The organism is Kaistella sp. (assembly GCF_049588135.1).
Classification (GTDB): domain Bacteria; phylum Bacteroidota; class Bacteroidia; order Flavobacteriales; family Weeksellaceae; genus Kaistella.
Window position 1 is genome coordinate 1 of sequence record NZ_JBAVFG010000042.1, and the last position, 10,504, is coordinate 10,504.

Genomic DNA, 10,504 nt, shown 5'->3' on the forward strand with positions numbered 1-10,504 from the left:
TTCGATATGGATGGAGTAATTGTGGACACAGAACCACTCCACCGAAAAGCCTATTTCAAAATGTTTGAAGATTTTGAGATGAATGTTTCCGAGGAATTATACGCAACTTTTACTGGCGCTTCCACGAAAAATGTTTGTAATACCCTTATTGAAAAATATAATCTTAACAGCAATCACGAAGAATTATCGCTGATTAAACGGAAATATTTTAAACATTATTTTTATAACGATGCCGATTTTAATTTAATTGATTGCGTTAAAGATTTAATCGAAAATTATTACGAAAATGGAATCAAACTCGTTCTTGCATCGTCTGCAAGCATGACGACGATTGAGATGGTCTTTGAAAAATTTGGTTTAGAGAAATACTTTATAGGTAAAATAAGTGGTGCAGATTTAAAGGAGTCTAAACCGCATCCTGAAATCTTTCTGTTAGCCTCTGAAATCGCTGACGAAAAAAGAGAAAGCTGCATGGTCATTGAAGATTCTACCAACGGAATTGAAGCCGCAAATCGTGCTGGAATCTTTTGTGTAGCTTATAAAAGCGAACATTCTGAAAAGCAAGTTTACGAAAAAGCCAATTTGGTTATTTCTGATTTTCAGGAAATTGAGTTTGAGAAAATTGAGAAATATTTTTAACGGAAAGCTAATTTTACTTTCTAATCTAAAGACGGAAACAGCGAAAAGTATTTTTGTAGATATCCTTTGAAAAAAACCTAAAAAATTGTTTTAACTCCGATGGAAAAGGCATCTTTTACACGAGACGAGTGAAAAAGACAATGCACAGCGTAACTGCAAATAAAAAAAAGGAGCAACTCGCTGGTTGCTCCTAAAAATTTTAATATCCCAAAAGTTTCAAAACATCTTCTGGCTTCTGCTCTTCCCGGAAAAGGGTGTAAATAAAATTACCTTCTTCGTCTTTATCGATCAAAATATGTTTCGGTTGCGGCATCAAACAATGGTGAACGCCGCCGTAACCACCGATAGTCTCTTGGTAAGCACCAGTGTTGAAAAAGCCGATATATAAAGGTTTTGTATCGCTAAAAGTCGGCAGATAAATCGCATTCGTATGCTGCTCTGAATTATAGTAATCATCTGAGTCACAAGTCAATCCACCAAGAAAAACTCGTTCGTAAGTATCTTCCCAACGATTAAGCGGAAGCATAATAAACTTGCGGGAAATTGCCCAGGTATCGGGCAAAGTGGTCATGAAAGACGAATCGATCATGTCCCATTTTTCTCGGTCGTTTTGACGTTTTTGAGAAATTATTTTATATAAATGCCCACCACTTTCGCCAACGGTAAAACTACCAAATTCGGTATAAATATTTGGTTCTTCTACGCCTTCTTCTTCACAGAATTTTTTGATTTGAGAAACAATTTCGTTCACCATATATTGGTAATCGTAGTCGAAATTCAAAGAAGTTTTTATCGGGAAACCACCACCAATATTGAGGGAATCAACTTCGGGAGCGATTTTTTTCAATCGGGCATAAACACGCAAACATTTATACAATTCATTCCAATAATAGGCGGTATCTTTAATTCCGGTATTGATAAAAAAATGCAGCATTTTCAATCTTGCATTCGGATGTTCCGCAATTTTCTGGCTGTAATAAGGGATAATATCTTTGTAACCAATTCCTAGTCTCGAAGTATAAAATTCGAATTTTGGCTCTTCTTCGGAAGCGATTCTAATTCCGATATTAAATTTACAATCGATACTTTCTGTAAGTTTATCTAACTCTCTATAATTATCTAGAATTGGCGTGATATTATGAAAACCCTTATTGATTAAATCAGAAATTTTTGCTAAATAATCATCCGTCTTGAAACCGTTGCAAATTACCTCAACATTTTTATCAAACTTACCTTTGTCATAAAGAGATTTCACAATATCAATATCATAAGCAGAAGAAGTTTCCAAGGAAATATCATTCTTCAACGCCTCTTCTAAAACAAAAGCAAAATGACTGGATTTGGTGCAATAGCAATACCGATAACTTTTTTTGTAATCATTGATTTCAAAAGCTTCCTTAAACCATGCTTTTGCACGCTGAATATTGGTAGAAATCTTCGGCAAATAATTAAATTTCAAAGGCGTACCGAACTGTTCTATAACCTCCATTAAAGGAATGTCGTGGAATTGAAGCGTATTATCTGCGACGTTAAATTCTTCCGTCGGAAAATACAAAGTTTGATCGATAAGTTCTGAATATTTAATTTTCATATTGTTGCTGAAATTTTACAGTTTTAGAAGTGCAAAGTTGAGAAAAAAAGTTGGGTTTCTATTTTAAAATTCCTTAAAAATTAGGGTAAATCAACATTGCCCAAAAAGACGACTAAATTACCGCTATCGAATTCGATGATTACCTCGTCATTTTTGGCGAAATTTCGAGTCCCAATTCGAGAAGTAATATCTAAATTTTCTTTATTTAAAGACCAATTTAAACCGTTCGTTGTAATTTTTCCTACTGTTGGAAAAGGATATAACGAAATCAGTTTATTTTTAACATTATTTAAAACGAGTTTTTTTGGTGCAAAGAAATAACGCGAATATTCATCAAAAAAAGTAATTTCCAAATCATCTTTAAATAAAAATGCCACTGTAAGATTCCCTAAGAAATGATCCATTTCTCCACCACTTCCACCATAAACATCAATTTTTTTGAATCCTCTTTCTTTAATAATCTCTAACGATTTCTCGAAATCGGTTTTATTTTGATCTGGCGTGTAAATGAATTTTTCATGATATACATCTTCATCAATTCCAGAATGTGAATCAAAATCCCCGGAAATAAAATCAAGTTTTTCGATTGGAAAATTTTTTTCCTTTAAATAATGAAAAGCACCATCAGAACAGGCAATCAAAGAATAGCCTTCCGTTTCTGGAAGATTTTTCGGCGGAATTCCGTTGATGAAAAGAAGGGATTTCCCTCTCCCTAAATCCCTCTCCTTCGGAGAGGGACTTTCAGGTTTGTTATAATTAACTTGATTTGTCATATTAATGAAAACATCTTAGTTTCTGAGGATTACCTATCATTTGGATTCCAATATTCTTCAGTTTCACCATTTAATTTTGAAACATAACGCGCCAAAACAAAAAGATAATCAGATAATCTATTCAAATATTTAATCAATTCCGGGCGAACTTCTTCAGATTCATTTAGAAAAACCAAACTCCGTTCTGTCCTTCTGCAAACGGTTCTGCAAATATGAAGCGATGTTGCCGATTTTCCGCCACCTGGAAGAATGAAATATTGCAACGGTTGCAACTCTTTTTCGAATTCATCCATCCAATGTTCAAGTTCTTCAATTTCAGTTTCAGAAATCATCAAACTTAATCGTGACTTTCCGTTCGCCAAAGTCAATTTATCCATTGGAGTCGCAGATTCTGAACCCACGGTAAACAAATCGAACTGAATTTTTTGGAGTTGATTTAAAACATTTTCGTTTTTAATTTCACATTTGGCAAAACCGATGAAAGAGTTCAGTTCATCGATGTTTCCGTAAGATTCAACTCTTGCGGAAGCTTTGGAAACCCGCGTTCCGCCGAATAATGCGGTTTCTCCTTTGTCGCCCGTTTTGGTGTATATTTTCATGGGAATTTTCTTTGAGGTAAATTTAATGATTTTATTGCGGTTACTCCATTTTAGATTTCTGAATTCAGAATTTATTTTTTAAAATTTTGTAATAATTTCAGAACTTTTTCATCCAATGTTCAGAATATTCTAAATCTTAAATTCATTAATTTTAAAATTTATTACAATGAAAAACCTCAATACGAAAATCTCAAATCAGAATTTTATAATTCCTAAATAATGACTCCCGATTTTGAACAACTTTACCAAGAATTTTCACCACGGATTTACAAACTTTGTTTGAGTTATTCGGGCGACAAGTTGCTTGCAGACGACCTTCACCAAGAAACGTGGATTGCGGTTTGGAACAGTTTAGCCAAATTCCGGGGCGAAAGCAAAATTGGAACTTGGATTTATCGAATCGCCATCAACACTTGCTTGGTCGGAATTAAAAAAGAAAATAAAAAAGACCAAAATTCCGAAACTATTTTATCAAAACTCGTTCACGAAGAAAATTACGATAACTCCAAAGAAATCAATCGTTTATACGAATCAATCAGCCAATTAAAAGAAAACGAAAGAATTATTATCACGCTGGTTTTAGAAGAAAAATCTTACGAAGAAATTGCAGAAATCACTGGAATTACCGAGAATAATCTGCGTGTGAAAATCCACAGAATAAAAAAAGAACTCCAACAAATCTATTTGAATCATGGAAGAATTTAAAGAATTAGAAAACCTTTGGAAACAATCTGAAACCAAAGTTCCCGCAAAAAACACCAACATTTCAAAAATAAAAAACAATCGCATGAAACTAAAAAACACCTACACGAGAGGAGCGATTTTATTGATTATCACAGGAATTTATATCTTGGGCTTAATGATTTTTTTAGACTCAAAATTAAAAACCGTTCCCATTATTTCATCAATGTCTATTATTTCTGTAGTCTGCTTTCTTCAGGCCTATTTAATACTTTTTACAGCAAAAAAAATCAGTCAGATTGATGAAACACAAACGCCAAGTTTTCACTTGCAACAATGGCAAAATTTCAGAACATTTCAGAAAAAAATAAGACATTGGAATATGCCAATTTACTATATTTTGCTAGGAATTGCACTCGGAGTTTATATGTACGAATTGCTAAAAACGGTGGATTTATGGAAGATGGCGCTCGCTTTTGCCATCACTTATGCTTGGATGTTTTTCGCGTATTTCTACCTCGGAAAAAAGGAAATTAAAAAACAAGATGCAAAAATGGACGGTATTATTGCGGAACTGAAAAGTCTTGAAAATCAATTTCAATAATTAAAAATGAAAATTCATTTATAAAAGTGTAGAACTTCGTACCCTGATAATTATCAGGGCTTAAAATGAGCGGCTGCGCCTTTGTTTGGCAAAAAATACAATGAATGTAAAAAATCTTTGCCTTGCCTTGCGTTAAATTTTTCAAACGCAAGGATAAACAAAGTAAAATTAACCCTCAAACTTCATTATTTTAAGACAGACAAGGCTGCTATCGCTTATCTTAAGAAACACAAGTTTAATAATATTACATTATTTCTCCTAAATACATAACGAATTAAAGTTCATCTAAAACGATTTTCCACAAATTTTTATTAAAACTTCGGAAAAAATTAATATGCCCGATTTCTCCTTTTTCAGATTCGGAGATTTTTATTTCTCGATAGGTTTTCTTTAAATTCGGATATGCTTTATTCATCAGACTTTCCATGCCTTTCATGGTTACCCAAGAATCGTCTTCGGCGTAAATGATGAATGTTTTTTGGTTTGAATTTTTCGAAAAATCTTTATTGATTTTTTCGAAAAGTCGGTTTGTGGATTTTTTATTGAGAATTAAAGTTTGCCAATCAAACGCAACGCCTTTCGGCAACGATTCGCCCAAACCAAACCAATGCGCAGGAAAATAACTCAATAAATTCGTCGTGATTGGAAGCGCAATTCCGAAACCTAAAAGTGCAGTGATGGCAATTTTTAATTTCAAATTTCCAAAATACGCATTTTGTGTTGCGACGAAAATAAATTTTTCAAAAATCGCTGAATCTTCGTTCATTCCTAAAATTAATGCACCAACGGAATGTCCGAGGCAAAAATTTCGATAATGGGAATAATTTTCTTTAATAAAATTCGTAACCCCTTTAAAATCTTCGCTTCCCCAAATTCTCATTGAAGTTTCAAAACCCTTCATTTTTGCAGGTTTCGATTCGCCGATTCCGCTGTAATCATAAGTGATAACGGTGAAACCATTTTCTGCAAAATATTTGGCAAAAGAGAAATAAACTTGCTGTTTAACTCCAGTTGCGGAATTGATGAGCAAGAGTTTTTCTTTCGAAATTTCTGGTTCGAAAACCTTTACTGAAATTGCGGAATCGTGTGAATTTTTTAGTAATAATTCTTTCATTTTAATAAAAATTCCACTTGTAAATAAGTGGAATTAGTTTTTAAAAATATAAATTTTAAAGGGAATAAAAAAGAAAAAACGATATGCTGCATATAGCAATCTAGCCTTCAATAATATCTTTCAGGAATGGAAGTCCACTTTGTGAGCCTCTATTTTTAGTTACTTTTAAAGAAACATCATTTCCAAATTTCACACAATCATCAACCGAATTTTCATGGCAAAGCGCTACTGCAAAACCTGCCGTGAAAGCATCGCCCATTCCCATTTTGTGCAAAACAGAATCGTGATCGTTTCGGTAATATTTCATTTCTGTACCGTCGAAATAAGTCGTAGAATTGGTATCATCACGCACAAATAATTTATCGGGATATTTTCTTAAAACCTGTTCTCTTGGTTCATCTCCAAAGATAATTGATAATTCATTGCTTTTGGCAACGATGAAAGATGCGTTTTCGATAACTTCAGCAGAAAGTTTCTTCGCTGGAGAAGCGTAAATTCCTAATTTCTTGTTATTCTTTTTTACCAATTTCGAAGTATATTCTACAACATCCATCGGGATTTCAAGCTGAATTAAAACCAAATCTGCAGTGGTAAAAAACTTTTCAGCTTCCTCTACATGTTTTGGTTGCAAGCAATAATTAGAAGCTGGAACTACAACTATTGAATTCTTTCCCTTTGCAGCAATAACATAAGCTGTTCCTGTGGGAGCTTCTTCAGTTTCTATAACGTAATCAATATTAACTCCTTCATCAACTAAATTTCTTAAAATCTGCTGACCAAAAGGATCCATTCCGACTGCACCAATGAAATAAACGCTCGCTCCCAATCTGGAAGTAGCGACCGCTTGATTAGCTCCTTTTCCACCAAAAAAACTTTCTGATTTCTCTGCCATCACCGTTTCATTTGGCAGCGGCAGATGTTCAGTATTTAAAACTAAATCGATAGAAGAACTGCCAATTACAATAACTTTTGGTTGTTCGGTAGTGATTTTCATGGTGTTGATAACTATGTTTCAAATGTACTTAAATATAGAATAAATAGGAAATATTAAATCTTAATTAAATCCTAATTAATTTCTATAAATTCCGAAACGACTTTTACGGGACTATTATTTTTATCAAATCCGATGTAAGTTGCGTAAAATCCTTCTCCATAACCCGTTTCAAAAGCGAACAGATTTCCCGATTTGGCATCGTTAGGCTTTAGAAAAGCGTATTGATTCACAGCACCTTCTTCTTGATAAAAATGTTCATGGAAAAATTCTTCATAAATTCCCATAAAATCGGCTCCTTTCCTTTTGAACAAATCTTGTTCTAAGAGATTAAGATTTTGCTGAGTTTCGAAATCCATGAAACAGCCCATTCCACTTTCTACAGGATAACCGTAAATTTCACCTTCTTCCAAATCAGAAAGATTCTGCCCTTCAGAAGTTGCGAGTTCCCACCTAGAAATTTCAGCATTACCAAAAACGATTTCTACATAAGCGATGCAATTACTTTCTATTTCTTTATGAACCAAAACAGTGAATTCGCCTTTCGGAAAACCCGTTGTAAAAGCTGGCATTTCACTGGTAATCAAAGGGTCACATGCCACAAGTTTCCCAGTAGTGAGGTTAATCTTTCCTGCCTCGAACGTTTCAATTAAAGTGTTTTCTACAAAATTCTTGTTGAAAAGTTTTTTGATATTTTCGATATGGTTCATGATAATGTTTTCAATTTTTCTTCGAGCAAGATTAATTTATCCTGAGCATCTTTTTTCTTTTTCAATTCATTATCAACTACTTGCTGTGGTGCTCCTGCCATGAATTTTTCGTTGGATAATTTTTTATCTACTGAATTCATAAAACCTTTTAAGTATTTGATTTCTTCTTCGGTTTTTGTTTTTTCTTCTCCTAAATCTAAGTTTTCACTTAAAGGAATTGAAACTTCAGTTCCTCCAATTAAGAAAGAGAACGTTGGTTTATCCGTTTTTTCAGCGAAATGAATTTGCTCAATATTCGCTAATTTTCTAACTAGATTTTCATTGTCAAATGAAGTTGCATTGGTGAAAACCTCAACACTTTCACGTGGTGAAATTCCTTTGCTCTGACGGTAATTACGAACGCCAGAAATCACTTCTTTAGAAACTTCAAATTGTTTAATCAACTCTTTATCGTAATCCTGAACTTTTCTTTGTTGGGCGATAACCAAAGCATTTTCGATTGTTCGCTCAGAAATATTCTGCCATAATTCTTCAGATAAAAATGGCATAAATGGATGCAATAACTTCATTAATTCCTCGAAATAACGAATTGTTTGATCATAAACTTCGATAGAAATTGGTTCTCCGAAATTTGGTTTAATGGCTTCTAAATACCAAGAACAGAAATCATCCCAAATCAATTTATACACTAAATGCAGCGCATCAGAAATTCTAAATTTCTCAAATTGGTCAGCAATTTCAGCGATGGTTTTATCCATTTGATTTCCGAACCAATTAATTGCTTGTTGGTCTGCATCATTTACTTTTATCGAATCGTCTTTTCTCCAACCTTGAATTAGTTTATTGGAGTTCCAGATTTTTGTGGCAAAATTTCTTCCCTGCAACATTAACTCTTCATCAAAAAGCAAATCGTTTCCGGCAGCCGAACTCAATAAAATTCCAACACGAACGCCATCTGCCCCATATTTCTCCATCAACTCAATTGGATCTGGAGAATTCCCAAGCGATTTCGACATTTTTCGTCTTTGCTTATCACGAACGATTCCGGTGAAATAAACATTTTTGAAAGGAACTTCTTTTCTATATTCAATTCCCGCCATGATCATTCTGGCAACCCAGAAGAAAATAATATCCGGACCGGTAACCAAATCAGAAGTTGGATAATAATAATTAATGTCTTTATTTTCTGGATCTAACATTCCATCAAAAACCGACATTGGCCACAACCATGAAGAAAACCAAGTATCGAGAGCATCTTCATCTTGTTTTAGGTTGCTGGTTGTTAGTTGTTGGTTGTTGGTTTTTTCTTTGGCTAAAACTAAAGCTTCTTCGATGGTTTCTGCAACTACGAAATCGTTTTCGCCTTCTCCATAATAGAATGCAGGAATTTGTTGTCCCCACCATAATTGTCGGGAAATATTCCAATCACGGATGTTTTCCATCCAGTGCTTATAAGTGTTTTTGAATTTTTCAGGGTGAAATTTCACCTCATCATTCATCACGACATCTAACGCAGGTTTTGCCAAATCTGCCATTTTCAAAAACCATTGAACAGAAACTTTCGGCTCAATTACTGCGCCTGTTCTTTCAGATGTTCCCACTTTATTTACGTAATCTTCTGCTTTTAAGAGAAGATATTTTTCTTGTAATTCTTTGGCAATCAGTTTTCTAACTTCAAATCTATTTTTTCCGGCGTAATGTAAACCGTGTTTATTCAAATTGGCATCATCATCCAAAGAATCAATCATTTGCAAATGATGACGTTTCCCGATTTCATAATCATTGGTATCATGTGCCGGTGTAATTTTTAACGCACCAGTTCCGAATTCAATATCCACATAATCGTCTTCAATTATGGGAATTACACGATTTACGATTGGAACAATTACGTTTTTCCCTTTTAAATGCGCATATCTTCCATCATTCGGATTGATACAAACTGCGGTATCGCCGAAGATTGTTTCAGGACGAGTTGTTGCAACGGAAAGAAATTCTTCCGTGCCTTCAATTCTATATTTTAAATAATAAAGTTTTCCATTTTGTTCTTTGAAAATAACTTCTTCATCGGAAATATTAGTTTTCGCTTCGGGATCCCAGTTCACCATTCGGTAACCTCTGTAAATCAAACCCTTATTATATAAATCGATAAAGGACTTCACTACTTGCTGTGAAAGTTTTGGTTCCATAGTGAAACGGGTGCGCTCCCAATCGCAAGAACACCCTAATTTTTTCAACTGTTCCAAAATCGTTCCTCCATATTTATCAGTCCAATCCCAAGCATGTTTCAGAAATTCTTCGCGGGAAATATCTGCTTTATTAATCCCTTCTTCTTTCAGTTTTGCTACCACTTTCGCTTCTGTGGCGATCGAAGCATGATCCGTTCCTGGAACCCAACACGCATTAAATCCCTGCATCCTAGCTCTACGAACCAAAATATCCTGAATCGTATTGTTCAGCATGTGACCCATGTGAAGAATCCCAGTCACATTTGGTGGTGGAATTACTATCGTATAAGGAGGTTTTTCGTTTGGTTCGGAATGAAAATAATTATGTTTTAGCCAGAAATCATACCATTTCTGTTCTGTTTCCTGTGGCGTATATTTCTCTGAAATCTGCATATATAAAATCTTTGGCTTAATAGTTGCAAAAATAGGGAAATAAAAAAAAATGACCTTACTATTAAAATAATTTTTAACTTTGTTTGCTAAATTCAATTAAATAATCAATTACAAAAAATTAAAAAAATGAAAAAAATCTTCGCTGGTCTATTTTTAGTCGGGACATTTGCACTTGCATCCGCAC

Annotated in this window: 10 protein-coding genes; 3 read left to right on the plus strand and 7 right to left on the minus strand. The window is 34.1% G+C overall.

Translation table 11 applies throughout. The annotated features are described in order from the left end of the window. Window positions 1–639: HAD family hydrolase (locus WBY99_RS02360; protein ID WP_423974745.1), on the plus strand; the 639-nt coding region annotated here is incomplete at its 5' end. A 199-nt stretch (window positions 640–838) separates the two neighbouring features. Here WBY99_RS02360 and WBY99_RS02365 read toward each other — a convergent pair. The 3 genes from WBY99_RS02365 to WBY99_RS02375 all read right to left on the minus strand — a co-directional run bounded on the left by WBY99_RS02365 (window position 839) and on the right by WBY99_RS02375 (window position 3,602). Then, entirely contained in the window at window positions 839–2,230 is a 1,392-nt protein-coding gene (locus WBY99_RS02365; protein WP_423974746.1) for an arginine decarboxylase, read from the minus strand. Between the two features lie 80 nt (window positions 2,231–2,310). Beyond that, the gene (locus WBY99_RS02370) at window positions 2,311–3,003 is read right to left on the minus strand and encodes a thiamine diphosphokinase (RefSeq protein ID WP_423974747.1); all 693 of its coding nucleotides are present in this window, start codon (window positions 3,001–3,003) and stop codon (window positions 2,311–2,313) included. Window positions 3,004–3,032: 29 nt separating this feature from the next. Then, entirely contained in the window at window positions 3,033–3,602 is a 570-nt protein-coding gene (locus WBY99_RS02375) for a cob(I)yrinic acid a,c-diamide adenosyltransferase (protein WP_423974748.1), read from the minus strand. Between the two features lie 219 nt (window positions 3,603–3,821). Between WBY99_RS02375 and WBY99_RS02380 the strand changes: the two genes are divergently transcribed. Together WBY99_RS02380 and WBY99_RS02385 are read left to right on the plus strand one after the other, a co-directional pair. Next, the gene (locus WBY99_RS02380; protein WP_423974749.1) at window positions 3,822–4,307 is read left to right on the plus strand and encodes an RNA polymerase sigma factor; all 486 of its coding nucleotides are present in this window, start codon (window positions 3,822–3,824) and stop codon (window positions 4,305–4,307) included. Next, on the plus strand, window positions 4,294–4,887 hold the full coding sequence (locus WBY99_RS02385) for a hypothetical protein (protein ID WP_423974750.1): 594 nt from the start codon (window positions 4,294–4,296) through the stop codon (window positions 4,885–4,887). Before WBY99_RS02380 ends, WBY99_RS02385 begins: the two co-directional genes overlap by 14 nt. A gap of 274 nt (window positions 4,888–5,161) precedes the next feature. Here WBY99_RS02385 and WBY99_RS02390 read toward each other — a convergent pair whose 3' ends face one another. From WBY99_RS02390 to WBY99_RS02405, 4 genes are all read right to left on the minus strand, one after another. Beyond that, window positions 5,162–6,001 carry an alpha/beta fold hydrolase gene (locus tag WBY99_RS02390; RefSeq protein WP_423974751.1) on the minus strand — a complete coding sequence of 280 codons (840 nt, stop codon included), beginning with the start codon at window positions 5,999–6,001 and terminating at the stop codon, window positions 5,162–5,164. Between the two features lie 100 nt (window positions 6,002–6,101). Beyond that, on the minus strand, window positions 6,102–6,995 hold the full coding sequence (locus WBY99_RS02395; protein ID WP_423974752.1) for a ribokinase: 894 nt from the start codon (window positions 6,993–6,995) through the stop codon (window positions 6,102–6,104). Window positions 6,996–7,066: 71 nt separating this feature from the next. Then, window positions 7,067–7,702, minus strand: a complete 636-nt coding sequence (locus tag WBY99_RS02400) for a DUF4241 domain-containing protein (RefSeq protein ID WP_423974753.1) — start codon at window positions 7,700–7,702, stop codon at window positions 7,067–7,069. Then, on the minus strand, window positions 7,699–10,320 hold the full coding sequence (locus WBY99_RS02405; protein WP_423974754.1) for a valine--tRNA ligase: 2,622 nt from the start codon (window positions 10,318–10,320) through the stop codon (window positions 7,699–7,701). Before WBY99_RS02405 ends, WBY99_RS02400 begins: the two co-directional genes overlap by 4 nt. Between the last annotated feature and the right edge of the window lie 184 nt (window positions 10,321–10,504).

Coding starts and splice junctions, on each gene's coding strand:
- WBY99_RS02390 (WP_423974751.1), bottom strand. CDS start 6,001: ATGAAAGAATTATTACTAAAAAATTCACACGATTCCGCAATTTCAGTA.
- WBY99_RS02405 (WP_423974754.1), bottom strand. CDS start 10,320: ATGCAGATTTCAGAGAAATATACGCCACAGGAAACAGAACAGAAATGG.
- WBY99_RS02380 (WP_423974749.1), top strand. CDS start 3,822: ATGACTCCCGATTTTGAACAACTTTACCAAGAATTTTCACCACGGATT.
- WBY99_RS02365 (WP_423974746.1), bottom strand. CDS start 2,230: ATGAAAATTAAATATTCAGAACTTATCGATCAAACTTTGTATTTTCCG.
- WBY99_RS02395 (WP_423974752.1), bottom strand. CDS start 6,995: ATGAAAATCACTACCGAACAACCAAAAGTTATTGTAATTGGCAGTTCT.
- WBY99_RS02370 (WP_423974747.1), bottom strand. CDS start 3,003: ATGACAAATCAAGTTAATTATAACAAACCTGAAAGTCCCTCTCCGAAG.
- WBY99_RS02375 (WP_423974748.1), bottom strand. CDS start 3,602: ATGAAAATATACACCAAAACGGGCGACAAAGGAGAAACCGCATTATTC.
- WBY99_RS02400 (WP_423974753.1), bottom strand. CDS start 7,702: ATGAACCATATCGAAAATATCAAAAAACTTTTCAACAAGAATTTTGTA.
- WBY99_RS02385 (WP_423974750.1), top strand. CDS start 4,294: ATGGAAGAATTTAAAGAATTAGAAAACCTTTGGAAACAATCTGAAACC.